26 protein-coding genes and 1 tRNA gene are annotated in these 23,419 nt (G+C 59.9%); 3 read left to right on the forward strand and 24 right to left on the reverse strand.

What is annotated here, in order from left to right:
- Positions 1-134 precede the first annotated feature (134 nt).
- The 18 genes from bamB to trmJ form a co-directional block, all read right to left on the reverse strand.
- Positions 135-1,286 carry an outer membrane protein assembly factor BamB gene (gene bamB, locus ND528_RS21970; RefSeq protein ID WP_016773335.1) on the reverse strand — a complete coding sequence of 384 codons (1,152 nt, stop codon included), beginning with the start codon at positions 1,284-1,286 and terminating at the stop codon, positions 135-137.
- The gene (locus ND528_RS21975) at positions 1,279-1,920 is read right to left on the reverse strand and encodes a tetratricopeptide repeat protein (RefSeq protein WP_016773334.1); all 642 of its coding nucleotides are present in this window, start codon (positions 1,918-1,920) and stop codon (positions 1,279-1,281) included. The genes bamB and ND528_RS21975 overlap by 8 nt, the downstream gene beginning before the upstream one ends.
- Before the next feature lie 41 nt (positions 1,921-1,961).
- The gene (gene hisS / locus ND528_RS21980) at positions 1,962-3,251 is read right to left on the reverse strand and encodes a histidine--tRNA ligase (RefSeq protein ID WP_263471242.1); all 1,290 of its coding nucleotides are present in this window, start codon (positions 3,249-3,251) and stop codon (positions 1,962-1,964) included.
- Positions 3,252-3,273: 22 nt separating this feature from the next.
- Positions 3,274-4,383, reverse strand: coding sequence for a flavodoxin-dependent (E)-4-hydroxy-3-methylbut-2-enyl-diphosphate synthase (gene ispG / locus ND528_RS21985; protein WP_016773332.1), 1,110 nt, complete (start codon positions 4,381-4,383; stop codon positions 3,274-3,276).
- 3 nt (positions 4,384-4,386) lie between these two features.
- Positions 4,387-5,406 carry a RodZ domain-containing protein gene (locus tag ND528_RS21990; RefSeq protein WP_263471243.1) on the reverse strand — a complete coding sequence of 340 codons (1,020 nt, stop codon included), beginning with the start codon at positions 5,404-5,406 and terminating at the stop codon, positions 4,387-4,389.
- Complete coding sequence (pilW, locus tag ND528_RS21995; RefSeq protein ID WP_212617078.1) at positions 5,406-6,164, reverse strand: type IV pilus biogenesis/stability protein PilW; 759 nt, start codon at positions 6,162-6,164, stop codon at positions 5,406-5,408. The genes ND528_RS21990 and pilW overlap by 1 nt, the downstream gene beginning before the upstream one ends.
- 12 nt (positions 6,165-6,176) lie before the next feature.
- Positions 6,177-7,325 carry a 23S rRNA (adenine(2503)-C(2))-methyltransferase RlmN gene (gene rlmN, locus ND528_RS22000; RefSeq protein WP_024014215.1) on the reverse strand — a complete coding sequence of 383 codons (1,149 nt, stop codon included), beginning with the start codon at positions 7,323-7,325 and terminating at the stop codon, positions 6,177-6,179.
- A gap of 28 nt (positions 7,326-7,353) precedes the next feature.
- On the reverse strand, positions 7,354-7,779 hold the full coding sequence (ndk, locus tag ND528_RS22005) for a nucleoside-diphosphate kinase (protein ID WP_024014216.1): 426 nt from the start codon (positions 7,777-7,779) through the stop codon (positions 7,354-7,356).
- A gap of 87 nt (positions 7,780-7,866) precedes the next feature.
- Positions 7,867-8,067, reverse strand: a complete 201-nt coding sequence (iscX, locus tag ND528_RS22010; protein WP_123530472.1) for a Fe-S cluster assembly protein IscX — start codon at positions 8,065-8,067, stop codon at positions 7,867-7,869.
- A 14-nt stretch (positions 8,068-8,081) separates the two neighbouring features.
- Positions 8,082-8,423, reverse strand: coding sequence for an ISC system 2Fe-2S type ferredoxin (gene fdx, locus ND528_RS22015; RefSeq protein ID WP_016773327.1), 342 nt, complete (start codon positions 8,421-8,423; stop codon positions 8,082-8,084).
- Positions 8,423-10,288, reverse strand: a complete 1,866-nt coding sequence (gene hscA / locus ND528_RS22020; RefSeq protein ID WP_263471244.1) for a Fe-S protein assembly chaperone HscA — start codon at positions 10,286-10,288, stop codon at positions 8,423-8,425. Before hscA ends, fdx begins: the two co-directional genes overlap by 1 nt.
- Positions 10,289-10,338: 50 nt before the next feature.
- The gene (gene hscB / locus ND528_RS22025; RefSeq protein WP_016773325.1) at positions 10,339-10,860 is read right to left on the reverse strand and encodes a co-chaperone HscB; all 522 of its coding nucleotides are present in this window, start codon (positions 10,858-10,860) and stop codon (positions 10,339-10,341) included.
- Positions 10,861-10,868: 8 nt separating this feature from the next.
- Complete coding sequence (iscA, locus tag ND528_RS22030) at positions 10,869-11,192, reverse strand: iron-sulfur cluster assembly protein IscA (protein WP_003227904.1); 324 nt, start codon at positions 11,190-11,192, stop codon at positions 10,869-10,871.
- Between the two features lie 34 nt (positions 11,193-11,226).
- Complete coding sequence (iscU, locus tag ND528_RS22035; RefSeq protein WP_003227907.1) at positions 11,227-11,613, reverse strand: Fe-S cluster assembly scaffold IscU; 387 nt, start codon at positions 11,611-11,613, stop codon at positions 11,227-11,229.
- A 100-nt stretch (positions 11,614-11,713) separates the two neighbouring features.
- Positions 11,714-12,928 (reverse strand): IscS subfamily cysteine desulfurase, encoded by a 1,215-nt coding sequence (locus ND528_RS22040; RefSeq protein ID WP_016773324.1) that lies wholly within the window; start codon positions 12,926-12,928, stop codon positions 11,714-11,716.
- Between the two features lie 50 nt (positions 12,929-12,978).
- Positions 12,979-13,470: a Fe-S cluster assembly transcriptional regulator IscR gene (iscR, locus tag ND528_RS22045; RefSeq protein ID WP_016773323.1), complete on the reverse strand. Its 492-nt coding sequence runs from the start codon at positions 13,468-13,470 to the stop codon at positions 12,979-12,981.
- Positions 13,471-13,709: 239 nt separating this feature from the next.
- On the reverse strand, positions 13,710-14,486 hold the full coding sequence (gene cysE, locus ND528_RS22050; protein WP_263471245.1) for a serine O-acetyltransferase: 777 nt from the start codon (positions 14,484-14,486) through the stop codon (positions 13,710-13,712).
- A 3-nt stretch (positions 14,487-14,489) separates the two neighbouring features.
- Positions 14,490-15,260: a tRNA (cytosine(32)/uridine(32)-2'-O)-methyltransferase TrmJ gene (gene trmJ, locus ND528_RS22055; RefSeq protein WP_073473313.1), complete on the reverse strand. Its 771-nt coding sequence runs from the start codon at positions 15,258-15,260 to the stop codon at positions 14,490-14,492.
- Between the two features lie 145 nt (positions 15,261-15,405).
- Here trmJ and suhB point away from each other — a divergent pair, with 145 nt between their 5' ends.
- Positions 15,406-16,224, forward strand: a complete 819-nt coding sequence (suhB, locus tag ND528_RS22060) for a type III secretion system regulator SuhB (RefSeq protein WP_016773320.1) — start codon at positions 15,406-15,408, stop codon at positions 16,222-16,224.
- Between the two features lie 241 nt (positions 16,225-16,465).
- Here the strand turns inward: suhB and ND528_RS22065 are convergent, their stop codons facing one another.
- The 6 genes from ND528_RS22065 to queA form a co-directional block, all read right to left on the reverse strand.
- On the reverse strand, positions 16,466-17,014 hold the full coding sequence (locus ND528_RS22065) for a glycine zipper 2TM domain-containing protein (RefSeq protein WP_007916907.1): 549 nt from the start codon (positions 17,012-17,014) through the stop codon (positions 16,466-16,468).
- A gap of 120 nt (positions 17,015-17,134) precedes the next feature.
- The gene (secF, locus tag ND528_RS22070) at positions 17,135-18,049 is read right to left on the reverse strand and encodes a protein translocase subunit SecF (protein ID WP_150741864.1); all 915 of its coding nucleotides are present in this window, start codon (positions 18,047-18,049) and stop codon (positions 17,135-17,137) included.
- A 9-nt stretch (positions 18,050-18,058) separates the two neighbouring features.
- Positions 18,059-19,927 carry a protein translocase subunit SecD gene (gene secD, locus ND528_RS22075; RefSeq protein WP_016773318.1) on the reverse strand — a complete coding sequence of 623 codons (1,869 nt, stop codon included), beginning with the start codon at positions 19,925-19,927 and terminating at the stop codon, positions 18,059-18,061.
- Between the two features lie 65 nt (positions 19,928-19,992).
- Positions 19,993-20,331, reverse strand: coding sequence for a preprotein translocase subunit YajC (gene yajC, locus ND528_RS22080; protein WP_016773317.1), 339 nt, complete (start codon positions 20,329-20,331; stop codon positions 19,993-19,995).
- 43 nt (positions 20,332-20,374) lie between these two features.
- Positions 20,375-21,490 (reverse strand): tRNA guanosine(34) transglycosylase Tgt, encoded by a 1,116-nt coding sequence (gene tgt / locus ND528_RS22085; protein ID WP_160768392.1) that lies wholly within the window; start codon positions 21,488-21,490, stop codon positions 20,375-20,377.
- Positions 21,491-21,504: 14 nt separating this feature from the next.
- Positions 21,505-22,569 (reverse strand): tRNA preQ1(34) S-adenosylmethionine ribosyltransferase-isomerase QueA, encoded by a 1,065-nt coding sequence (gene queA / locus ND528_RS22090; RefSeq protein WP_016773315.1) that lies wholly within the window; start codon positions 22,567-22,569, stop codon positions 21,505-21,507.
- 108 nt (positions 22,570-22,677) lie between these two features.
- On the opposite strand from queA, the gene ND528_RS22095 reads away from it, so the two are divergent.
- Together ND528_RS22095 and ND528_RS22100 are read left to right on the forward strand one after the other, a co-directional pair.
- Positions 22,678-22,762, forward strand: a tRNA-Leu gene (locus tag ND528_RS22095).
- A 67-nt stretch (positions 22,763-22,829) separates the two neighbouring features.
- Complete coding sequence (locus tag ND528_RS22100; RefSeq protein WP_122611848.1) at positions 22,830-23,396, forward strand: hypothetical protein; 567 nt, start codon at positions 22,830-22,832, stop codon at positions 23,394-23,396.
- Positions 23,397-23,419: the final 23 nt, after the last annotated feature.

Here is a 23,419-nt window from a genome sequence, read left to right on the forward strand (position 1 = left end):
CGGCTCTCCACTTCGTTATTTCAGAAAATACAAAAGCCGCTGCGAGGCAGCGGCTGGTGCTCGGGGCAACACCCGGGGGCGCTGCAAACCCTGCTGATGCAGGGCCGCTTGGGGATGAACCCCAAGCATAGTTGTTACTTGATGGTCAGGGCTTCCAGTTTGCCGCTGTTGCCATACACATAAATCGTGTCACCCACCACCAGCGGACGGGCACGCAGGCCGTCGCTGTCGATGCGCTCACGGCCGACGAAACGACCGTCGACCTGACTCAGCAGATGCAGATAACCTTCCAGGTCACCCACAGCTACGTAGCTGGAGAACACTTCCGGTGCCGACAGTTGACGGCGAGCCAGCGAGTCGTTGCTCCACAGTGCGGTGGTGGAACGCTCGTCGACGCCTTCAACGGTGCCCGAGGACAGGCTCACGTAAACGCTGCCGAAACCCTGAGCGATACCGGCGTAGCTCGACGCATCGCGCTGCCAAAGTTGACGGCCGCTTTCCAGGTCCAGTGCCGCAACGCGACCCTGATAACTGGCCACATACAGCGTGCCGCCGGACAGCAGCAGACCGCCGTCGATGTCGACCACGCGCTCCAGTTCCGAACGACCCTGTGGAATGGCAATGCGCTGTTCCCACACCGGCACGCCGTTGGAGATGTCCAGCGCGACTACTTTACCGGTCGACAGGCCAGCTACCGCCAGACGGTTGGTCACCAGCGGAGCACTGGTGCCACGCAGGGTCAGGACCGCCGGGGTGCTGTCATACACCCAGCGCTGGTTGCCGGTGGCAGCGTCCAGACCGATCAGACGATCGTCCTGGGTCTGCACAACGACCACGTCGCCATTGTTGGCCGGCGGCGCGAGGACTTCACTGTTGACGCGGGCACGCCACTTCTCTTCACCGTTGCTGGTGTCCAGAGCGACGACTTCGCCACGCAGGGTACCGATCAGTACCAGACCGTAACCCACGCCAACGGCGCCGGAGACAGGCAGTTCCAGATCCTGGTCCCACTTCACGTCGCCGTTGCTGCGATCCAGCGCCATCACCACACCGGTCACATCAGCGGCGTAGATGGTGTCACCGTCGATCGCCGGCACCAGCATGTTGTAGGTTTCGCCCTGACCGTCACCGATCGAGCGGCTCCACTGCTTCTGCAGAACCACTTCTTCTTTGAAGTCGGTCAGTTCGGCCGGTGGCAATTCTTTCTTGCTGTTGCTGCTGCAACCCGCGGCCAGAAGGGCCAGAGCCAGCAATGCTGCATGCTTCCAACGGATCACGTCACGCATCCCCTTTGGCCAGGTCGTCGAGCTTGATTTGAAGGCCACCGACCGCCGCTTCATCCGACAGTGCCGCCTTGGCTTTTTGATACGCCTTGTTCGCGTCATCGGTACGGCCCAAGCGCACCAGCAGGTCGCCCTTGAGTTCTTCGCGAGTCGCCAGGAACGCTTTGTCGGCATCGCCGTCGAGCAGTTTCAGGGCGTCTTCGGCCTTGTCCTGCGCGCCTAGCACCTGCGCCAGACGCTGACGGGCGATTTCGCCCAGCGCCGGGTTGGCCGGTTTGTCGACGATGGCTTTGAGTTCGGTTGCCGCGTCGTCCAGCTTGCCGCTGTCGACCGCTACTTTGGCGACGAACAGGCTGCCGTACTGCGCGTAGGCCGAACCGCCGTATTCGCTGTTGAGCTTGCCGGCCAGATCCGCAACGCGGGCGGCATCAGGCTTGCCGTCAGGCGTCAGCGTGGTTTCCAGCAATTGCTGATAGAGCACCGAGGCGCCTTGCGACTGGTTGCTCTGGTATTTGTGATATGCCTGCCAGCCGAACACGATGACCAGCGCCAACAGGCCGCCGGTGACCAGAGGTTTGCCGTTGCGTGTCCACCAGTCCTTCAAATCCGCCAACTGTTCGTCTTCGGTACTCGACACCCCAATACTCCTTAATCGCTAAATCGGCTGTTAAGACAGCTTCAACCCTGCACGACGCAGGTGGCCAGGTGAGCGGCGAGCGCATCCCAGGCAATGCTTTGTTGTTCGCCCTGGCCACGCAGGGGTTTGAAACCTACCACTTGCTGGGCCATTTCGTCGTCACCGAGGATCAATGCGTACAGCGCACCGCTCTTGTCGGCCTTCTTGAACTGGCTTTTGAAACTGCCGGCGCCGGCATTGACTTGCAGGCGCAGGTTTGGAAGTTCATCGCGAACCCGTTCGGCCAGGGCCAGACCGGCCAGCTCGGCTTCTTCACCGAAGGCGCAGAGGTAGACGTCGACCTGACGGGAAATTTCCTGCGGGATCTGCTCAAGGGTTTCGAGCATCAATACCAGACGCTCGATGCCCATGGCGAAACCGACGCCCGGGGTTGGCTTGCCGCCCATCTGCTCGACCAGCCCGTCGTAACGGCCGCCCGCGCACACGGTGCCCTGGGCGCCGAGCTTGTCGGTGACCCATTCGAAAACGGTTTTGCTGTAGTAATCGAGGCCACGCACCAGTTTCGGGTTGAACACGTAAGGAATGCCAACGGCATCCAGACGCGCCTTCAGGCCTTCGAAGTGAGCGCGGGACTCGTCGTCGAGGTAGTCGGCCATTTTCGGTGCATCGACCAGCACGGCCTGGGTGTCGGCATTTTTTGTGTCGAGCACGCGCAGCGGGTTGGTTTTCAGGCGACGCTGGCTGTCTTCATCGAGTTTGTCGTGGCGCGCCGAGAGGTACTCGACCAGCGCTTCACGATAGCGACCACGGGATTCGCTGGTGCCGAGGCTGTTGAGCTCGAGCTTGACCGCATCACGAATGCCCAGCTCGCCCCACAGGCGCCAGGTCATGATAATCAGCTCGGCGTCGATGTCCGGACCGTCGAGGTTGAACACTTCCAGACCGATCTGGTGGAACTGGCGATAACGGCCTTTCTGCGGACGCTCGTGGCGGAACATCGGGCCGATGTACCAGAGTTTCTGCACCTGACCACCGCCGGTGATGCCGTGTTCGAGCACTGCACGTACGCAGGCCGCAGTGCCTTCCGGACGCAGGGTCAGGGAGTCACCGTTGCGGTCTTCGAAGGTGTACATCTCTTTTTCGACGATATCGGTGACTTCGCCGATCGAGCGCTTGAACAGCTCGGTGAACTCGACGATCGGCATGCGGATCTGCTTGTAACCGTAGTTATCCAGCAGACGCGCCACGGTGCCTTCGAAATAACGCCACAGCGGGGTCTGTTCGGGCAGGATGTCGTTCATGCCACGAATGGCTTGCAGAGACTTGCTCACAAAATTTCCTTAATTCATTCGATCAGCCGCGCGCGATAACGGCAGCGTCAGCTTCGACCTTTTCGGCCGCTTTCTGGCGGATCAGCTTTTCCAGCTCGTCCACCAGATTGTCATTCGTCAGCTTCTGCGACGGCTTGCCGTCGATGTAAATCAGGTTGGGCGTGCCGCCGGTCAAGCCGATATGGGCTTCCTTGGCTTCGCCGGGACCATTGACCACGCAACCGATGACCGCGACATCCAGCGGCACCAGCAGGTCTTCAAGGCGCCCTTCCAGCTCGTTCATGGTTTTCACCACATCGAAGTTCTGCCGCGAGCAGCTCGGGCAGGCGATGAAGTTGATGCCACGGGAACGCAGATGCAAAGACTTGAGAATGTCGTAACCGACCTTCACTTCCTCGACCGGGTCGGCCGCCAGCGAGATGCGGATAGTATCGCCAATCCCTTCGGCGAGCAGCATACCTAGGCCAACGGCGGATTTCACTGTGCCCGAGCGCAAACCCCCAGCCTCAGTGATGCCGAGGTGCAGCGGCTGGACGATTTCCTTGGCCAGCAGGCGGTAGGCTTCGACGGCCATGAACACGTCGGAGGCCTTAACGCTGACCTTGAAGTCCTGGAAATTCAGGCGTTCGAGGTGTTCAACATGACGCAAAGCGGACTCGACCAGCGCGGCCGGGGTCGGCTCGCCGTATTTCTTTTGCAGGTCTTTTTCCAGCGAACCGGCGTTGACGCCGATGCGGATCGGAATGCCGCGATCGCGGGCAGCATCGACCACGGCACGCACGCGGTCTTCACGACCGATGTTGCCCGGGTTGATACGCAGGCAGTCGACACCCAGCTCGGCCACGCGCAAGGCGATCTTGTAGTCGAAGTGAATGTCGGCCACCAACGGCACTTTGACCAGTTGCTTGATCTTGCCGAACGCCTCGGCGGCGTCCATGTCCGGTACCGAAACGCGAACGATGTCGACCCCGGCGGCTTCCAGACGATTGATCTGCGCCACGGTCGCGGCGACGTCATTGGTGTCGCTGTTGGTCATGCTCTGCACAGCGATCGGCGCATCGCCGCCCACCGGTACGTTGCCGACCCAGATCTTGCGCGATTCGCGACGTTTGATTGGAGATTCGCCGTGCATGACTTATTGACCCAACTTCAGGCGAGCAGTCTCGCCACTGGTGAACGGAGCGATGTCGACCGGTTGGCCGTTGTAGCTGACCTGTGCCGCGCGAGCGACGCCCAGACGTACGGCGAGCGGCGGCTTGCCGGAAACACTCACGCTGTCGCCTTTATGCTTCAGACCACTGAAAATCACTTTGCCACGGCCATCGGTCACCTGTGCCCAGCAATCGCCGGTGAAGTGCAATTGCACCTGGCCTTCGCCGGCAACCGGCGCAGCTGCTTCAGCGCTTGGCGCTTGAGCAACCGGCGCGGTCGGGGCCGGTGACGCAGGGACATTCGGCGCTGGAGTGGCCGGAGCCGCCACCACTGGCGCAGGCGTCTGTGCCGGAGCGCTTGGCGCAACTGCCGGGGCAGCCGGCTCGGTTGCTGGCGCTGCGGACTCGGCGCCGGTGGATTCAGCACTGGTTTCCGACTGCGGCAAGGCCAGCGATGTCGAATTGTCAGCCTGATTTTCGGCGACAGCCTGGTCTTCCGGCTCGTCGATCGGGTGGATCTGCGTGGTGCCGTCTGCGCCTTCGACTTCGACGTGCTCCGGTGCGAGGCTGGTCAGATCGCGGGTGCGCTGCGAAGTCTGATCCTGCCACCAGACGAAACCGCCGCCGATGACTGCGATCAGCAGCAACAGGCTGACGATACGCAAAATGGTGTGGGAGACCCGCACCGGCTCTTCGATACGACCGAGGGCGTGAACATTGCTGCCCTGGGAGTCGGTGCCGGTGGACTGGTCGAACTGCTGAACCAGAACGGTCTGGTCCATGCCGAGCAATTTGGCATAGGCGCGAATGTAACCGCGAGCGAAGGTATGCCCCGGCAGCTTGTCGAAAGCGCCGGCTTCAAGATTGCTCAGGGATGTCACGGTGAGGTTGAGCTTGAGGGCCACTTCGGCCAGCGACCAGCCATTGCTTTCGCGGGCCTGGCGCAGGGTCTCACCGGGATTTACGCGATTCGCTGCTACAACTTCGGGATGCGCCGCTTTCATCATTGCTCCGACAGGTATTGCTGATATTCCGGCGTACCGGGATAGAGTCGTTTTAATTGCAGACCGTAACTGGCTGCCTTGTCGCGATCTTCAAACACTTTTGCCAGCCGAACGCCGAGCAATAGACTACGTGCATTTTGTTCGGTGAGCTGGCTGAAACGGTCGTAATAGTCACGCGCGGGCACATAATGCCTGTCTTCGAAGGACAACTCAGCCATTTCCAGCAACGCCCGTGGTTGTTGGCGGTTCAGGCGCAGGGCTTTTTCCAGCTGTTGCTGCGCCAGATCACGCTGGCCAAGCTTGGCGGCGGTCATGCCGAGGTTTTCGAAGACCCGCGAACGCTCAGGATACAGGGTATCGGCGGCCGCTTGTTCAAAACGCTCGTAGGCTTCCTTGTAGCGCTGTTCTTCGTAGAGAAAACTGCCGTAGTTGTTGAGGATGCGTGCATCGGCAGGACGTGAGGACAGGGCCTTGCGAAAGTGCTCGTCGGCAAGTGCCGGCTCCATCTCGGCCTGAAACACCAGACCGAGGGCCGCATTCGCGTCGGGGTCGGAACTGTCCAGCTCCAGCGCCTTCTTCAAGGGCACCTTGGCGCGTTCGGTCATGCCCTGCTGCAGGTAGCCCAGTCCCAACTGCACGTAGGCAGCCCGCGCTTCATCGCGCCCCTTGCTGGTCTTCATCGGGTTGTAGTCACCCGACAGGACACAACCAGCACACAGGCTGGCCATCAGCAACAGCAGCGCAAAGCGCAGGGACATAGAGATCCTCTCTTAGTTAGTGTTCGCAGCGTTCTGTGCCAGATCGCTGTCGGCGCTCAACTCGCGCACGGCGATGTAACGTTCGCTGCGACGGGTGCGATCCAGCACCTGCCCTACCAATTGACCACATGCGGCATCGATGTCTTCACCACGAGTGGTGCGCACGGTGACGTTGAAACCGGCCTGATGCAACTGATCCTGAAAGCGGCGGATGGCGTTGTTGCTCGGCCGCTCGTACCCGGAGTGCGGGAACGGGTTGAACGGGATCAGGTTGATCTTGCACGGGATGTCTTTAAGCAGCTCGATCATTTCCACCGCGTGCTCAAGCTTGTCGTTGACGTCCTTGAGCAAGGTGTACTCGATGGTCAGCACACGTTTTTCGCCAAGGGCGGACATGTAGCGCTGGCACGACTCGAGCAGCATCTTAAGCGGATATTTCTTGTTGATCGGCACCAATTGGTTACGCAATGCGTCATTCGGTGCGTGCAGGGACAACGCCAGGGACACGTCGATGTGCTTGGCCAGCTCATCGATCATCGGCACCACACCCGAAGTGGACAGGGTCACGCGGCGCTTGGAGATCCCGTAGCCGAGGTCATCCATCATCAGATGCATGGCGGCGACGACGTTGTCGAAGTTCAGCAACGGCTCGCCCATGCCCATCATCACCACGTTGGTGATGGCGCGGTCGACGGTGGCCGGGACGCTGCCGAAAGATTTGTTGGCAATCCACACCTGACCGATGACTTCGGCGGCGGTGAGGTTGCTGTTGAAGCCTTGCTTGCCGGTGGAGCAGAAACTGCAATCCAGGGCACAGCCTGCCTGGGACGAAACGCACAAGGTGCCGCGCTTGCCCTGGGGAATGTACACGGTCTCGACGCAGCTGCCGGACGCCACGCGAACCACCCATTTACGGGTGCCGTCGCTGGAGATGTCCTCGCTGACCACTTCCGGACCACGCACTTCAGCAATGGCCTTGAGCTTGTCGCGCAAGGCTTTGCTGACGTTCGTCATGGCGTCGAAATCATCGACGCCAAAGTGGTGAATCCATTTCATTACCTGACCGGCACGGAAACGCTTCTCCCCGATTGAGTCGAAGAATTTTTCCATTTCCGGCTGGGTCAGACCCAGCAGGTTTGTTTTAACAGTCGATGTAGTCATGGATTCACCTTCACTCTGCAAGCAATGCTTAGCGAGTGGTTACTTCAGTAGCTGCGAAGAAGTAAGCGATTTCGCGAGCGGCAGCAGCTTCGGAGTCCGAACCGTGAACGGCGTTGGCGTCGATCGATTCAGCGAAGTCAGCACGGATGGTGCCGGCAGCAGCTTCTTTAGGGTTGGTAGCGCCCATCAGCTCACGGTTGCGAGCGATAGCGTTTTCGCCTTCCAGAACCTGAACGACAACCGGGCCGGAAGTCATGAATGCAACCAGGTCACCGAAGAAACCGCGCTCGCTGTGCTCAGCGTAGAAGCCTTCGGCTTCGGCTTTGGACAGTTGCTTCAGTTTCGAAGCTACAACGCGCAAGCCAGCGTCTTCGAAGCGAGTGGTGATCTTGCCGATCACGTTTTTAGCAACGGCGTCAGGCTTGATGATGGAGAAAGTACGTTGAACAGCCATGGTGTAACTCCAGAAACGGTAATTTGCGAAAAATTAAACCCGCGAATTATACGCGGGTTCTTGGGTATTGCCTAACCTGCGAGACGATCAGTCCAATTCTTTGGCCCAGAGCTCCTGAACCGCTTCGAGCACCTTCTCGCCGACACGGCCAGAAGTAGCATCGAAGTCAGGCAGCTCAAGGATCATCTGCTGCAAACGGACAAAACCTACAGAATACGGGTCGAGCCCCTCGTGGGCCTCGGCCAGCTCTTCGGCAATGCGTTGAACATCATTCCAACCGTAGCTCATGACAGTCTTACCAGTCAGTGCGGCGCTTCGGCCGCATGGTTAAGCGAATATTTCGGAATCTCGACGGTGAGGTCTTCCTCACCAACGATAGCCTGGCAAGCCAGACGCGATTGCGCCTCAAGGCCCCAGGCACGATCGAGGAAGTCTTCTTCCAGCTCGTCGGCCTCTTCCAGCGAGTCGAAACCCTCGCGGATGATGCAATGGCACGTGGTGCAGGCGCAGACGCCGCCGCACGCGCTTTCCATCTCGATATGGTGTTCGTGGGCCAGTTCGAGAATCGATGTGCCGGGCGCAGCCTCGACCACCATGCCTTCAGGGCAAAACTTCTCGTGGGGCAGAAAAATGACCTGCGGCATCAGATATCCTCGATTTCATTCAGGTTGCGCCCCGACAGAGCGGCTTTCACCGTCAGATCCATGCGGCGGGCAGCAAAAGCATCGGTCACTTGCGACAGACGCTTGGTCTGCTGCTCGATGGCGTAACCATCCGTACCTTTCATCAGTTCGGCCAGTTCCTGCATTTGCAGTTCGATGACCATGCGCTCTTCGGCGTCGAGCAAACGCTCGCCATCGGCCTCCAGAGCGCCCTGCACCGCTTCGAGCAGGCGCTGGGCATCGACTTGCTGCTCACGCAGAACGCGGGCGACCTTGTCGTCATTGGCATGCTGGAACGAATCTTTAAGCATCTTGGCGATTTCGCCGTCGGTCAGTCCGTAGGACGGCTTGACCTGAATGCTCGCTTCAACGCCCGAGCCCAATTCACGGGCAGACACGCTGAGCAGGCCGTCGGCATCGACCTGGAAGGTCACGCGAATTTTCGCCGCGCCCGCCACCATTGCCGGAATGCCGCGCAATTCGAAACGTGCCAGAGAGCGGCAATCGCTGATCAGCTCGCGCTCACCCTGCAACACGTGGATCGCCATGGCCGACTGGCCGTCTTTATAGGTGGTGAAATCCTGAGCGCGGGCGACGGGAATGGTGGTGTTGCGCGGAATCACCTTCTCCATCAGACCGCCCATGGTTTCCAGCCCCAGGGACAGCGGAATCACATCGAGCAGCAGCAGTTCGCCGCCATCGCGCTTGTTGCCAGCCAGGGTGTCGGCCTGGATCGCGGCCCCGATGGCCACCACTTGATCCGGGTCGATTTCCGTCAATGGCTGACGACCGAACGCTTCGGCAACGGCTTCACGCACACGTGGAACGCGGGTCGAACCGCCGACCATGACCACGGCGTGGACGTCTTCCAGTTCAATACCGGAATCGCGGACGGCGCGGCGGCAGGCTTTCAGGCTGCGCGCGACCATCGGCTCTATCAGCGCATCGAAGGCTTCGCGGGTCAGTTGTGCTTTCCAGTCGCCGTAAGCCACTTCAACGCTGGCAGCGTCGGTCAAAGCTTCTTTGGCCGCACAGGCGATTTGCAGCAGATTGCGTTGTGCACCCGGGTCGAGATCGGCGGACAGGCCAGCGCTCTCGATGATCCAGCCGGCAATCGCGTGATCGAAGTCATCGCCGCCCAGCGCGCTGTCGCCGCCAGTGGCCAGAACTTCAAAGACGCCGCCAGTCAGACGCAGAATCGAAATATCGAAGGTACCACCACCGAGGTCATAAATCGCCACCAGACCTTCAGCGTGCTGATCCAGACCATAAGCCACCGCAGCAGCGGTCGGCTCGTTGAGCAGACGCAACACGTTGAGACCGGCGAGCTTGGCCGCGTCTTTGGTGGCCTGACGCTGCGCATCGTCGAAGTAGGCAGGAACGGTGATTACCGCGCCAACCAGTTCGCCACCCAAGGTCGCTTCAGCGCGCTGACGCAGGACCTTGAGGATATCGGCGGAGACTTCAACCGGGCTTTTCGGGCCTTGCACGGTATCGATAAACGGCATGTGCGATTCGCCGCCGACAAAGCGGTACGGCAGTTGCTCGCCCAATTGCTTGACGTCGGACAGACCACGACCCATCAAGCGCTTGACCGAGAGCACGGTGTTCAGAGGATCAGAGGCTGCCGCCAGCTTGGCGGACTCACCGACTTCAACGCGGTCGGCGTGATAACGCACGGCGGACGGCAGGATGACCTGCCCGTTGGCGTCGGCCAGCGGTTCGGAAAGACCACTGCGCAGCGCAGCGACCAGCGAATTGGTAGTACCCAAGTCGATGCCCACAGCCAGACGGCGCTGGTGCGGTTGAGGACTTTGGCCGGGTTCGGCGATCTGCAGTAGAGCCATGGTGATCAGGTCTTGTCTGTCTGTCAGCGTGCAATCAGGGCAGCACTGGGTTAATCGTCGAGGCGCTCTTCCAGCTGGCGCACTTCGTAGGTGAGCTTGTCGAGGAACTGCATGCGCCGCATCAGGCGTTCGGCCTGCTCGCGTTGCGCTGCATCATCCCAACAGGCTGCGAAGCTTTCGTTGAGCTGCTCCTGAGCCGCCTTCAAGCGACGCTTGAACACGGCGACACCGTCGAGGTCGGCACTGTCCTGCAGATCTTCAAGCTCTTCGCGCCATTGCATCTGCTGCAAAAGAAACTCGGGATCGTGGACAGTGACTTCCATTGGCACTTCATGCCCGCTGATTTTCAGCAGATAGCGTGCGCGCTGGGCCGGACTCTTGAGCGTCTGGTAGGCGTCGTTGAGCCGCGCCGATTGCTCGAGTGCCGAGCGCTGCTCGCGTTCGGATGCATCGGCAAAACGGTCAGGATGGACGCCGCGCGCCAACTCACGGTAGCGCGTGGCCAACTGCTCGAGATCCAGGCGGAAGCTCGGTTGCAGCTCGAATAAAGCGAAATGACAAGGAATACCCACGACCAGCCTCAGATGTTGAAGCTTTCGCCGCAGCCACATTCACCGCGCACGTTGGGGTTGTTGAACTTGAAGCCTTCGTTCAACCCTTCCTTGACGAAATCGAGCTCGGTGCCGTCCAGGTAGGCCAGGCTCTTCGGGTCGATGATCACTTTTTCGCCGTGACTCTCGAACACCTGATCTTCCGCCACTACCTCGTCGACAAACTCCAGCACGTAGGCAAGGCCGGAACAGCCTGTGGTGCGAACACCCAGACGAATCCCTTCACCTTTGCCGCGCCCGTCGAGGGAGCGCCGCACGTGTCGAGCAGCCGCTTCTGTCATGCTGATAGCCATCGTTGACTCCTTACTCGTCGCCGAATCTTGAAATTCAGATCAAGCCTTTCTTCTGCTTGTAGTCGCGAACTGCCGCTTTGATAGCGTCTTCAGCGAGCACGGAGCAGTGGATTTTCACTGGCGGCAGGGCCAGTTCTTCGGCCAGCTGAGTGTTCTTGATGGTTTCGGCTTCGTCCAGGGTCTTGCCCTTCATCCACTCGGTGGCGAGGGAGCTGGAGGCGATTGCCGAACCGCAACCGTAGGTCTTGAACTTGGCGTCTTCGATAACGCCCTGATCGTTGACCTTGATCTGCAGACGCATCACGTCGCCGCACGCCGGAGCGCCGACCATGCCGGTGCCGACATCAGGATCTTCCGCGTTCATCTTGCCGACGTTGCGCGGGTTTTCGTAGTGGTCGATGACCTTTTCGCTGTAAGCCATGATTCTCAATCCTCACTCATCAGGGCCGCTCTTGAGACCCTGCAACTGCGCTGCGTTAACGCCGCGTCGCTACAGGATCTGTATCCGGCGGCTTCTATAGTTAGTGTGCCGCCCACTCGATTTTCGAGATATCGACGCCGTCTTTGTACATGTCCCACAGCGGCGACAGAGCGCGCAGCTTGGTAACGGCCTCGCAGACCTTCTGCGCGGCGTAGTCGATTTCTTCTTCGGTGGTGAAACGGCCGAAGGTAAAGCGGATCGAGCTGTGTGCCAGTTCGTCGTTGCGGCCCAGGGCGCGCAATACGTACGAAGGCTCCAGCGACGCCGAGGTGCAGGCCGAACCGGACGATACCGCCAGATCCTTGAGCGCCATGATCAGCGACTCGCCTTCAACGTAGTTGAAGCTCAGATTCAGGTTGTGCGGAACGCGGGCGGTCAGGCTGCCGTTGACGTACAGCTCTTCCAGATGCTCGACCTGCTTGTAGAAGCGATCGCTCAAGGCTTTGATGCGCACGTTTTCAGCGGCCATGTCTTCCTTGGCTACGCGGAACGCTTCGCCCATGCCGACGATCTGGTGGGTCGCCAGGGTGCCGGAACGCATGCCGCGCTCGTGACCGCCGCCGTGCATGGTCGCTTCGATGCGCACACGCGGCTTGCGGCTGACGTACAGCGCGCCGATGCCTTTAGGGCCATAAGTCTTGTGGGCGGAGAACGACATCATGTCGACTTTCAGCTTCTGCAGATCGATTTCGACCTTGCCGGTGGACTGAGCAGCGTCGACATGGAACAGCACGCCTTTGGCGCGCAGCATCTCGCCGATTGCAGCGATGTCGTTGATGGTGCCGATTTCGTTGTTGACGTGCATCACCGACACCAGGATGGTGTCTTCGCGCAGTGCGGCGTCAATCATTGCCGGGGTGATCAGACCGTCTTCGGTCGGCTCGAGGTAGGTCACTTCGAAACCTTCACGCTCCAGCTGGCGCATGGTGTCGAGGACAGCCTTGTGCTCGATCTTGCTGGTGATCAGGTGCTTGCCCTTGGAGGCGTAGAAATGTGCCGCGCCCTTGATCGCCAGGTTGTCGGATTCGGTGGCACCGGAGGTCCAGACGATTTCACGCGGGTCGGCGTTGACCAGATCGGCCACCTGACGACGGGCGTTTTCGACGGACTCTTCAGCCTTCCAGCCGAACACGTGGGAACGGGACGCCGGGTTACCGAAGTTTCCGTCGACCAGCAGGCATTCACTCATTTTCTGCGCAACGCGCGGATCAACCGGGGTGGTTGCAGAGTAATCAAGGTAAATCGGCAATTTCATGGACTATCTCCTAAATCAGGGCTGGCGTGCCGCGGGTAGCTCTTCGGCTGTCATTCGACGGCGGACGCTTCAATCTTGTCCAGGCGTGGCGCCTTGCTGCTGCAACGGCGCTGGTCCTGACGCTGGGCCACTTCTTGTACCTCACGGCGAGTCACAAGGTCGGCCAAGCTGATACCGCTCAGAAATTCGTGAATCTGCAGGCTCAAGTCGCACCACAGATGATGGGTCAGGCAGGTATCACCGGAATGGCAATCGCCCTGACCCTGGCATTTGGTGGCATCGACCGATTCGTTCACCGCATCGATCACCTGGGCAACCTGGATGCCCTGCATGTCGCGGGACAACTGGTAGCCACCACCCGGACCGCGAACGCTGGAAACCAGGTTGCTGCGGCGCAGCTTGGCGAACAGCTGTTCGAGGTAGGACAGGGAGATGCCTTGGCGCTCAGAGATATCGGCCAGAGACACCGGCCCGTGCTGCGCGTGCAACGCCAGGTCAAGCATGGCGGTCACGGCGTATCGGCCTTTTGTAGTCAGTCGCATGGACAGTTACCACGGAGTTCGGAATGGGCGGGAGTATGCAATTCCCGAGCATTTAAGTCAACTATAAGACCTAGTGCTTTAGTCGGGTTTACCCGCAAAAGAGCGCGCGCACTATAGCAAAGACGGGGCGCGGACAGCCAGCGCAACCGCGTGATCGTTCTTCGCGAGCAGGCTCGCTCCCACATTGGAATGCATTCATCTGTGGGAGCGAGCCTGCTCGCGAAAAGCAGCGCCGCGGTTCAGCCGGCTTTGGATTCGTCCTTGCCCTTCACGCAGGCGAAATCTTCTTCACGCAGCTCAGGCAGATCTTTCGCACAGTAATTGCTGCCCAGATCCTTCAGCGCGCCACACATTCCTTCCAGACGCCCGTCCACTGCTTGCAGATGATCGAGCAACTGGCCGATGGCGCGAGCCACCGGGTCGGGCATGTCTTCGCTGACGCCATAAGCGTCGAAACCGATCTTTTCCGCCATGGCCTTGCGCTTGGCGTACTGCTCTTCGTCGGTCTTGACGATGATCCGCCCCGGAATCCCCACCACCGTGGCACCCGGCGGCACTTCCTTGGTGACCACAGCGTTGGAGCCGACTTTGGCGCCGGCACCCACCGTGAACGGGCCGAGAACTTTGGCACCGGCGCCGACCACCACGCCATCACCCAGCGTCGGGTGACGCTTGCCTTTGTTCCAGCTGGTGCCGCCGAGGGTCACGCCTTGATAGATAGTCACGTCGTCGCCGATCTCGGCGGTTTCACCAATGACGATGCCCATGCCGTGGTCGATGAAGAACCGCCGACCGACCTTGGCGCCCGGGTGAATCTCGATCCCGGTCAGCCAGCGACCGAAGTTCGACACCAGCCGCGCCAGCCATTTCAACTCGTTGCGCCAGAGCATGCCGGCCAGTCGATGAATCCAGATCGCATGCATGCCGGGGTAGCAGGTCAGGACTTCAAAAGCGTTACGCGCCGCCGGGTCTCGATGGAATACGCTTTGGATATCTTCACGCAAACGCTCAAACATCATTTAATCCTTCCGCTTTAGAAGCTCGCCACGGGCCGCTTTCTGGGTTTCCGTGAGGATGCCACGCAAAATATTCATTTCCGCCCGGCTGACCGAGCTGCGTCCATACAACCGGCGCAGGCGCGCCATCAAGTGCCGTGGTTTTTCCGGATCGAGGAATTCGATGGCGACCAGCGTTTGCTCCAGGTGCTCATAGAATCGCTCCAGCTCATCCATGGTCGCCAGCTCGGCGCTTTTCACCGAGGCCACTTCTTCTTTCTCGACCTTGCTCGGCTGACCCTGTGCGGCCAGCCAGGCCATGCGCACTTCATAACTCAACACCTGCACCGCCGCCCCGAGGTTCAGCGAACTGAACGTCGGGTCGGAAGGGATGTGTACGTGAAAGTGACATCGCTGCAGCTCTTCATTGGTCAGGCCTGAATCTTCACGGCCGAACACCAAGGCAATCTCGGCGCCCTGCCCGGCTTCCTCGACCACCTTGTTGCCGCATTCGCGCGGGTCCAGCAGTGGCCAGGGAATGCGCCGGTCGCGGGCGCTGGTGCCGAGCACCAGATTGCAACCGACCAAAGCGTCTTCCAAGGTGGCGACGACTTGCGCGTTTTCAAGGATGTCGCCGGCACCGGAGGCGCGGGCGTCGGCCTCGTGGTGCGGGAAGACCCGCGGTTCGACCAGCACCAATCGCGACAGACCCATGTTTTTCATGGCGCGCGCGGCCCCGCCGATGTTGCCGGGGTGACTGGTGTTGACCAGGACGACACGAATGTTCTGCAGCAAGGGAGGCGCTCTCGGACACAGGAAAGGGGGGCAAATCTTACAGAACAGCCTACCGTTAAGCTATGAAAGCGAACAGCGTCCTTCACCTGAAGAAAAGTTCTGATAGAATGCGCGGCTTTCTTTAACAACCTTAGGTGACACATCCATGCAGCCCATGCTGAATATCGCGCTGCGCGCCGCCCGCAGCGCCAGTGAACTGATCTTCCGCTCCATCGAGCGCCTGGATACCATCAAGGTCGACGAAAAAGACGCCAAGGATTACGTATCCGAGGTCGATCGCGCCGCTGAACAGAAAATCATCGATGCCCTGCGCAAGGCTTACCCGAATCACTCGATTCAGGGTGAAGAAACCGGCCTGCACGCTGGCACCGGCATCGAAGGCGAAGAGTACCTGTGGATCATCGATCCGCTGGACGGCACCACCAACTTCCTCCGTGGCATTCCGCACTTTGCAGTGAGCATTGCCTGCAAATATCGTGGTCGCCTGGAACACGCAGTGGTTCTGGACCCGGTCCGCCAGGAAGAATTCACCGCCAGCCGTGGTCGCGGCGCTCAACTGAACGGTCGTCGCCTGCGCGTCAGCGGTCGCACCAGCCTCGACGGCGCCCTGCTCGGCACTGGCTTCCCGTTCCGTGACGACCAGATGGACAACCTCGACAACTACCTCGGCATGTTCCGCGCCCTGGTTGGCCAGACTGCCGGCATCCGCCGCGCCGGTTCGGCGAGCCTGGACCTGGCTTACGTAGCTGCCGGTCGTTTCGATGCGTTCTGGGAATCGGGCCTGTCCGAGTGGGACATGGCTGCAGGCGCCCTGCTGATTCAAGAAGCCGGCGGCCTGGTGAGCGACTTCACCGGCGGTCACGACTTCCTCGAGAAAGGCCACATCGTTGCCGGCAACACCAAATGCTTCAAGGCAGTGCTGACGGCGATCCAGCCGCACCTGCCGGCCTCGCTGAAGCGCTAAGCTTTACGCGAAACCAAAAAGCACCCTTCGGGGTGCTTTTTTTATGCCTACAATTCCAAACAGCACAATTCCCTGTGGGAGCGAGCCTGCTCGCGAATGGGCGTGTCAACAAAGGAAATATCAACTGTTGGACCATATTCGCGAGCAGGCTCGCTCCCACAGGTGAGAATCGCGCGCTGCCCTGAATCGCGGGTATAAAAAAAGCACCCCGCAGGGTGCTTCTTTTCACATCCGTAAATCCTTACTGAGCCGGCTCATTCTGCGACAGGATCAGCTTGCCTTCCTTGTCGACCGGAATCTGGTTGCCCGGATCGCGATCCATCCGCACTTTGCCTTCCTTGCCATCGAGCGAGTAACGCACGTCATAACCGACGACCTTGTCGCTGATGTCATTGACCGTGTTGCAGCGGGTTTGCGTGGTGGTGTAGGTGTCACGCTCCTGCATGCCCTCCTGCACCTTGTTGCCCGCATAACCGCCACCGACCGCACCGGCCACCGTGGCAATCTTCTTGCCGGTACCGCCGCCAATCTGGTTACCCAGCAAACCACCGGCCAGCGCGCCGACCACGGTACCGGCGATCTGGTGTTGATCTTTTACCGGTGCCTGACGGGTCACCGTTACATCCTTGCATACTTCACGTGGAGTCTTGATCTGTGTCTTGACCGGCTCAACGGCTAATACTTGCGCATACTCAGGGCCGCTTTTAACCAGGCTGTAGGTGGCAACAGCACCCCCGGCTGTGACACCGACAGCACCCAATACCGCACCAACCAGCAACGACTTGTTCACATGAACCTCCTGACCATCACATGCGGGACGCGCCCGCGCTTCTCCCAGCCTTGGAGCACAAAAAAAGGCGCGAGTTCAACTCGCGCCTTTTGTTGGCTGACAGCCGGGAAATCGTGGCCGTTATGGACGGTCGTCGACTTCCTTGTCGGTGTTGGCCGGAGGAATCAGATCCTCGGTGGTCAGGTTCAGCCAGATCAGCACCACGTTGGCGATGTAGATCGACGAATAAGTACCCGCCAGTACACCGATGAACAGTGCGATGGAGAAGCCGAACAGGTTGTCGCCACCGAAGAACAGCAGCGCCGCGATCGCCAGCAGAGTGGAGATCGAGGTCGCCATGGTGCGCAGCAGGGTCTGGGTGGTCGAGATGTTGATGTTCTCGATCAGCGTCGCCTTGCGCAGCACGCGGAAGTTCTCACGCACCCGGTCGAAGACCACGATGGTGTCGTTCAGCGAGTAACCGATGATCGCCAGCACCGCCGCCAGCACTGTCAGATCGAAGGTGATCTGGAAGTACGAGAGGATACCAACGGTCACGATCACGTCGTGGATCAGCGAGACAATCGCGCCGACCGCGAACTTCCACTGAAAGCGGAACGCCAGGTAGATCAGGATGCCGCCGAGCGCCAGCAGCATGCCGAGGCCGCCTTGGTCGCGCAGTTCTTCACCGACCTGCGGGCCGACGAACTCGACTCGCTTGACGGTCGCCGGGTTGTCGCCGCCGACCTTCTGCAGCGCTTCCGCTACTTGATGGCCCAACTGCGGGTCTTCACCCGGCATGCGCACGAGCAGGTCGGTCGTCGCACCGAAGTTCTGCACCACGGCTTCGTGATAACCGGAGGTCGCCAGTTGCTCGCGCACCTTGGTGACATCGGCCGGACGCTCGTAGGTCAGCTCGATGAGCGTACCGCCGGTGAAGTCCAGGCCCCAGTTCATGCCCTTGGTGGCGACACTGAACAAGGCAATGACGGTAAGCAACACGGTGACGCCGAACGCGAAGTTGCGAACGCCCATGAAGTTGATTGTACGTAACATGGCAGCCCCTTAAATCCACAACTTCTTGAAGTCACGTCCGCCAAAGATCAGGTTGACCATTGCGCGGGTCACCATGATGGCCGTGAACATCGAGGTAAAGATCCCGAGGGACATCGTCACTGCGAAACCCTTCACCGGGCCGGTGCCCATGGCGAAGAGAATGCCGCCGACCAGCAAGGTGGTCAGGTTGGCGTCGAGAATCGCAGTAAATGCCCGGCCGAAGCCTTCGTTGATTGCCCGCTGCACAGTCATGCCGGCGGCGATCTCTTCACGAATCCGCGAGAAGATCAGTACGTTGGCGTCGACCGCCATACCCATGGTCAAGACGATACCGGCGATACCCGGCAGGGTCAGCGTGGCGCCCAGCAACGACATCAACGCCAGCAGCAGCACCATGTTCACCGCCAGCGCGACGGTGGCGATGACGCCGAAGAAGCGGTAGATGGCGATGATGAACAGCGATACGAACAGCATGCCCCACAGGGAAGCGTCGATACCTTTGGTGATGTTGTCAGCACCCAGGCTCGGACCGATTGTGCGCTCTTCAGCGAAGTACATCGGTGCAGCCAGACCACCGGCACGCAGCAGCAGCGCCAGTTCGGACGATTCGCCCTGACCGTTCAGGCCAGTGATGCGGAATTGCGCACCCAGCGGCGACTGAATGGTCGCCAGGCTGATGATCTTCTTCTCTTCCTTGAACGTCTGCACCGCGACGTCTTTCTCGACGCCATCGACCACTTGCTTGGTGTAAGTGGTGACCGGACGCTGTTCGATGAAGATCACCGCCATGCTGCGGCCGACGTTGGAGCGGGTCGCGCGGCTCATCAGCTCGCCACCGTGACCATCCAGACGGATGTTCACTTCAGGCGTGCCGTGTTCGCCGAAACCGGCCTTGGCGTCGGTGACCTGGTCACCGGTGATGATCAGACCACGCTCGATCTGCGCAGGAGGACGATTGCCTTCGCGGAATTCGAACGATTCGGAAGTGGCTTTCGAAGCGCCCGGCTCGGCAGCCAGACGAAACTCAAGGTTGGCCGTCTTGCCGAGAATACGCTTGGCTTCGGCAGTGTCCTGCACGCCCGGCAGCTCAACCACGATGCGGTTGGCGCCCTGACGCTGGACGATCGGTTCGGCAACACCCAGCTCGTTGACGCGGTTACGTACCGTTGTCAGGTTCTGCTTGATGGAGTATTCACGGATTTCCGCCAGCTTGGCCGGGGTCATCGCCAGACGCAGCACCGGTTGACCGTTGAGGTCGGCCGGAACAATGTCGAAATCGTTGAAATTCTTGCGGATCAGCGCACGGGCCTGTTCGCGGGAGTCTTCATCGCTGAAGCCCAACTGAATGGCACCGCCCAGTTGCGGCAGGCTGCGATAGCGCAGCTTCTCTTTGCGCAGCAGGCTCTTGACGTCGCCTTCGTAGACTTTCAGGCGTGCATCGAGGGCTTTGTCCATGTCCACTTCGAGCAGGAAGTGCACACCACCGGACAAGTCCAGACCCAGCTTCATCGGGTGCGCACCGAGGTTGCGCAGCCATTGCGGGGTGGTCTGTGCCAGGTTCAGCGCGACGACGTAGTCATCACCCAATGCCTTGCGTACTACGTCCTTGGCCGGCAGCTGATCTTCAGCCTTGCTCAGACGGATCAGACCGCCCTTGCCGCCCGCGGTCAATGTGGCCGCCTTGACGTTGATGCCGGACTCTTTCAGCGCTGTGCTGACGCGAGCCAGATCGGCGTCATTGACCTGCAGAGCCGTGCTGGCGCCGCTGATCTGAATCGCCGGGTCATCGGGGTAAAGATTGGGAGCGGAATAAATCAGACCGATCGCCAGCACCGCCAGGATCAGAATGTATTTCCACAGAGGGTATTTGTTCAGCATCACGCCGCCCGTTATGAACGCGGGGCGCCTTGCGCGCCCCGTCGATTGAGTAGAAGTTGTTGCTCTTAGATCGCTTTCAGCGTGCCTTTTGGCAGCGTGGCGGCGATGGCGCCTTTCTGGAACTTCATTTCCACGGTGTCGGACACTTCCAGAACCACGAAGTCATCGGCAACCTTGGTGATCTTGCCGGCGATGCCGCCAGTGGTCACGACTTCGTCGCCCTTCTGCAGGCTGCTCAGCAGGTTCTTCTGCTCTTTGGCGCGCTTGGCCTGTGGACGCCAGATCATCAGGTAGAAGATGACCAGGAAGCCGACCAGGAAAATCCACTCGAAGCCGCCGCCCATTGGGCTTGCAGCAGCCGGTGCAGCTGCGTCAGCCATGGCGTTAGAGATAAAAAAGCTCATTTAGCACTCCAGTTGCAAATGTTGAATCTTGGGGTCAGAAAACTCAGTCCAAAGGCGGGACGGGAAGTCCGCGTTTGGCGTAGAAGGCATCGACAAAGGCGGCCAATGTACCCTGTTGAATAGCCTCGCGCAAACCAGCCATCAGCACCTGATAATGGCGCAAGTTATGGATGGTATTGAGCATGCTGCCGAGCATTTCGCCGCACTTGTCCAGGTGATGCAGATAAGCGCGCGAGAAGTTCTGGCAGGTGTAGCAATCGCAGGTCGGATCCAGCGGCGATTCATCATGGCGATGGAACGCGTTACGGATCTTCAGCACACCGGTATCGATGAACAGATGCCCATTGCGGGCATTACGGGTTGGCATCACGCAATCGAACATGTCCACCCCGCGGCGCACACCCTCAACCAGATCTTCCGGTTTGCCAACGCCCATAAGGTAACGAGGTTTGTCAGCGGGCATCTGCCCCGGCAGATAATCCAGCACCTTGATCATTTCGTGCTTCGGTTCGCCCACCGACAGACCGCCGATGGCGAGGCCGTCGAAGCCGATCTTGTCGAGGCCTTCGAGCGAGCGCATGCGCAGGTTTTCATGCATGCCGCCCTGAACGATGCCGAACAGCGCTGCGGTGTTGTCACCGTGGGCATTCTTCGAACGCTGCGCCCAGCGCAGCGATAGCTCCATCGATACCCGCGCGACGTCTTCGTCAGCCGGATACGGCGTGCATTCGTCGAAGATCATCACGATGTCGGAACCGAGATCGCGCTGCACCTGCATCGACTCTTCCGGGCCCATGAACACTTTGGCGCCGTCGACCGGAGAAGCGAAGGTCACGCCCTCCTCCTTGATCTTGCGCATCGCGCCGAGGCTGAACACCTGGAAGCCGCCGGAGTCGGTGAGGATCGGGCCTTTCCACTGCATGAAATCGTGCAGGTCGCCGTGTTCCTTGATCACTTGAGTGCCGGGTCGCAGCCACAGGTGAAAGGTGTTGCCCAGAATGATTTCCGCGCCCGTGGCAACGATGTCGCGCGGCAGCATGCCCTTGACCGTACCGTAGGTGCCGACCGGCATGAACGCCGGGGTCTCGACGGTGCCACGGGGAAAGGTCAGGCGACCACGACGAGCCTTGCCATCGGTGGCCAGCAGCTCAAAGGACATTCGACATTCGCGACTCATTCTGTTTCCTCTGGGCCTGTCTGTTCAGGGGCAGTTGGAGCGGGATTGCGGGTGATGAACATCGCATCCCCGTAACTGAAAAAGCGGTATCCGTTTTCCACGGCGGCCTTGTAGGCGGCCATGGTTTCGGGATAACCGGCAAACGCGGAAACCAGCATCAACAGCGTGGATTCCGGCAAATGGAAATTGGTCACCAGGGCATCGACCACATGAAACGGCCGGCCCGGATAGATAAAGATGTCGGTGTCGCCACTGAACGGCTTGAGCACACCATCGCGCGCCGCACTTTCCAGCGAACGCACGCTGGTGGTGCCGACCGCAATCACCCGGCCGCCACGCGCACGGCACGCAGCGACCGCATCGACCACATCCTGGCCGACTTCCAGCCACTCGCTGTGCATGTGGTGATCTTCGATCTTCTCGACACGTACCGGCTGAAACGTCCCCGCGCCGACGTGCAACGTCACGAACGCAGTCTCGACGCCCTTGGCAGCAATCGCCTGCATCAGCGGCTCATCGAAATGCAGCCCCGCCGTCGGCGCCGCCACCGCGCCCAGACGCTGGGCATACACGGTCTGGTAACGCTCGCGATCCGAGCCTTCATCCGGGCGGTCTATATAAGGAGGCAACGGCATGTGCCCGACGCGATCGAGCAGCGGCAACACTTCCTCGGCAAAACCCAGCTCGAACAACGCATCATGACGCGCCAGCATCTCGGCTTCGCCACCGCCGTCGATAAGGATCTTCGAACCCGGCTTCGGCGACTTGCTGGAGCGCACATGCGCCAGCACGCGGTGCGCATCGAGCACGCGCTCGATGAGAATTTCCAGCTTGCCGCCGGACGCTTTCTGCCCGAACAGCCGCGCCGGAATCACCCGGGTATTGTTGAACACCATCAAATCGCCCGGGCGCAAATGCTCAAGCAAATCAGTGAATTGACGGTGTGCCAGGGCGCCGCTCGGCCCATCAAGGGTCAGCAGGCGACTACCGCGACGCTCGGCCAACGGATGGCGGGCGATCAGCGAATCAGGAAGCTCGAAAGTAAAGTCAGCAACGCGCATGATGGGGTTCGTCTAGCAGGGCCGGAAAGTCTAGCGGAAATATCAAAAATTGACCATGAAACGTGATTGACCAACGGTAATCACCTCTCTATACTTCGCCGCCATTGAGCCCTGATGGCGGAATTGGTAGACGCGGCGGATTCAAAATCCGTTTTCGAAAGGAGTGGGAGTTCGAGTCTCCCTCGGGGCACCAACACAGAGAAAAAGGTCTTGCGAAAGCAGGGCCTTTTTTTTTCGTCTGGTGGAAAGTGGTTGGTGCAATGCCGGCCGCTATCACCTCTCAGATTCATGTTATTCAGTCGCCAAATGATTCAGACCGTCGGCATTATCGGCAAATAAAACGAGCCGAAGTCGAGAAGGCCCAATATGCGGAGAAACAAGCCGCGGCGAGTTATGCGGTAGCTCTCAGTGACGGAGACGACGCAGATGAGCAGCGTGCGGAGAATGCGCTGCGTCTCGCCTCCGAAGCACTGGCAATGGTGACACGTGGCAAGCGAGGATTGGCAGCGACCGCACAGGCCTTGAAAAACGAAGTCGAGAAGCTCGATGTGGAAATTGCAGAGATCAGAGAAGTTTTGAAAGATCTTCGTCAGCGCCAGCTACGCGTAGCGCGGATCATGTGGGCTGACCGCATGGACAAGGCCGCTCAGGAATTCGTCACCGTCGCGGCACACTTGGAAACCACCGAGAAAGCCTTGGGATGGACAAGCTCGTTGAGTGAGCTCTATGTGCCCTTGCAAACCCCGCATGGGGCTTCGTGCATCAGCGAGAAGACAATCAGAGATAAAGCCTATGCACTGTCCATGGAGCAGTTGCTAGCCGCATGACTCACCGCATCGCCGATACCTAC

The organism is Pseudomonas mercuritolerans (genome assembly GCF_025706525.1).
Classification (GTDB): domain Bacteria; phylum Pseudomonadota; class Gammaproteobacteria; order Pseudomonadales; family Pseudomonadaceae; genus Aquipseudomonas; species Aquipseudomonas mercuritolerans.

Coding starts and splice junctions, on each gene's coding strand:
- secF (WP_150741864.1), bottom strand. CDS start 18,049: ATGTTACGTACAATCAACTTCATGGGCGTTCGCAACTTCGCGTTCGGC.
- ndk (WP_024014216.1), bottom strand. CDS start 7,779: ATGGCTGTTCAACGTACTTTCTCCATCATCAAGCCTGACGCCGTTGCT.
- bamB (WP_016773335.1), bottom strand. CDS start 1,286: ATGCGTGACGTGATCCGTTGGAAGCATGCAGCATTGCTGGCTCTGGCC.
- iscR (WP_016773323.1), bottom strand. CDS start 13,470: ATGCGACTGACTACAAAAGGCCGATACGCCGTGACCGCCATGCTTGAC.
- pilW (WP_212617078.1), bottom strand. CDS start 6,164: ATGTCCCTGCGCTTTGCGCTGCTGTTGCTGATGGCCAGCCTGTGTGCT.
- iscX (WP_123530472.1), bottom strand. CDS start 8,067: ATGAGCTACGGTTGGAATGATGTTCAACGCATTGCCGAAGAGCTGGCC.
- iscU (WP_003227907.1), bottom strand. CDS start 11,613: ATGGCTTACAGCGAAAAGGTCATCGACCACTACGAAAACCCGCGCAAC.
- yajC (WP_016773317.1), bottom strand. CDS start 20,331: ATGAGCTTTTTTATCTCTAACGCCATGGCTGACGCAGCTGCACCGGCT.
- ND528_RS22040 (WP_016773324.1), bottom strand. CDS start 12,928: ATGAAATTGCCGATTTACCTTGATTACTCTGCAACCACCCCGGTTGAT.
- fdx (WP_016773327.1), bottom strand. CDS start 8,423: ATGCCGCAGGTCATTTTTCTGCCCCACGAGAAGTTTTGCCCTGAAGGC.
- suhB (WP_016773320.1), top strand. CDS start 15,406: ATGCAGCCCATGCTGAATATCGCGCTGCGCGCCGCCCGCAGCGCCAGT.
- tgt (WP_160768392.1), bottom strand. CDS start 21,490: ATGTCCTTTGAGCTGCTGGCCACCGATGGCAAGGCTCGTCGTGGTCGC.
- ispG (WP_016773332.1), bottom strand. CDS start 4,383: ATGCACGGCGAATCTCCAATCAAACGTCGCGAATCGCGCAAGATCTGG.
- iscA (WP_003227904.1), bottom strand. CDS start 11,192: ATGGCTATCAGCATGACAGAAGCGGCTGCTCGACACGTGCGGCGCTCC.
- ND528_RS22100 (WP_122611848.1), top strand. CDS start 22,830: ATGCCGGCCGCTATCACCTCTCAGATTCATGTTATTCAGTCGCCAAAT.
- hscA (WP_263471244.1), bottom strand. CDS start 10,288: ATGGCTCTACTGCAGATCGCCGAACCCGGCCAAAGTCCTCAACCGCAC.
- ND528_RS21990 (WP_263471243.1), bottom strand. CDS start 5,406: ATGAAAGCGGCGCATCCCGAAGTTGTAGCAGCGAATCGCGTAAATCCC.
- cysE (WP_263471245.1), bottom strand. CDS start 14,486: ATGTTTGAGCGTTTGCGTGAAGATATCCAAAGCGTATTCCATCGAGAC.
- queA (WP_016773315.1), bottom strand. CDS start 22,569: ATGCGCGTTGCTGACTTTACTTTCGAGCTTCCTGATTCGCTGATCGCC.
- secD (WP_016773318.1), bottom strand. CDS start 19,927: ATGCTGAACAAATACCCTCTGTGGAAATACATTCTGATCCTGGCGGTG.
- rlmN (WP_024014215.1), bottom strand. CDS start 7,325: ATGACTACATCGACTGTTAAAACAAACCTGCTGGGTCTGACCCAGCCG.